Origin of the sequence: Enterobacter sp. 168J2 (assembly GCF_034107265.1) — a bacterium.
GTDB classification, from domain to species: Bacteria; Pseudomonadota; Gammaproteobacteria; order Enterobacterales; family Enterobacteriaceae; genus Enterobacter; species Enterobacter nematophilus.
In genome coordinates this window covers 1-1,182 of the sequence record NZ_JAWNEB010000029.1, presented here as the reverse complement: position 1 = coordinate 1,182, position 1,182 = coordinate 1, and the positions used below count along the sequence as shown (strand labels likewise).

The 1,182-nt window shown below is 53.6% G+C and carries 1 rRNA gene; it reads right to left on the bottom strand.

Going from position 1 to position 1,182, the window contains the following annotated elements:
- Positions 1-12: 12 nt before the first annotated feature.
- A 23S ribosomal RNA gene (locus tag USG84_RS24000) occupies positions 13-1,182 on the bottom strand; the annotation flags it as partial.

Below are 1,182 nucleotides of genomic sequence, written 5' to 3'. Positions count from 1 at the left end.
CTTCGGCGTTGTAAGGTTAAGCCTCACGGTTCATTAGTATCGGTTAGCTCAACGCATCGCTGCGCTTACACACCCGACCTATCAACGTCGTCGTCTTCAACGTTCCTTCAGGAGACTTAAAGTCTCAGGGAGAACTCATCTCGGGGCAAGTTTCGTGCTTAGATGCTTTCAGCACTTATCTCTTCCGCATTTAGCTACCGGGCAGTGCCATTGGCATGACAACCCGAACACCAGTGATGCGTCCACTCCGGTCCTCTCGTACTAGGAGCAGCCCCCCTCAATTCTCCAGCGCCCACGGCAGATAGGGACCGAACTGTCTCACGACGTTCTAAACCCAGCTCGCGTACCACTTTAAATGGCGAACAGCCATACCCTTGGGACCTACTTCAGCCCCAGGATGTGATGAGCCGACATCGAGGTGCCAAACACCGCCGTCGATATGAACTCTTGGGCGGTATCAGCCTGTTATCCCCGGAGTACCTTTTATCCGTTGAGCGATGGCCCTTCCATTCAGAACCACCGGATCACTATGACCTGCTTTCGCACCTGCTCGAGCCGTCACTCTCGCAGTCAAGCTAGCTTATGCCATTGCACTAACCTCCTGATGTCCGACCAGGATTAGCTAACCTTCGTGCTCCTCCGTTACTCTTTGGGAGGAGACCGCCCCAGTCAAACTACCCACCAGACACTGTCCGCAACCCGGATTACGGGTCCACGTTAGAACACCAGCCATTAAAGGGTGGTATTTCAAGGACGGCTCCACGCAGACTGGCGTCCACGCTTCAAAGCCTCCCACCTATCCTACACATCAAGGACCAGTGTTCAGTGTCAAGCTATAGTAAAGGTTCACGGGGTCTTTCCGTCTTGCCGCGGGTACACTGCATCTTCACAGCGAGTTCAATTTCACTGAGTCTCGGGTGGAGACAGCCTGGCCATCATTACGCCATTCGTGCAGGTCGGAACTTACCCGACAAGGAATTTCGCTACCTTAGGACCGTTATAGTTACGGCCGCCGTTTACCGGGGCTTCGATCAAGAGCTTCGCGTTGCCGCTAACCCCATCAATTAACCTTCCGGCACCGGGCAGGCGTCACACCGTATACGTCCACTTTCGTGTTTGCACAGTGCTGTGTTTTTAATAAACAGTTGCAGCCAGCTGGTATCTTCGACTGATTTCAGCTCC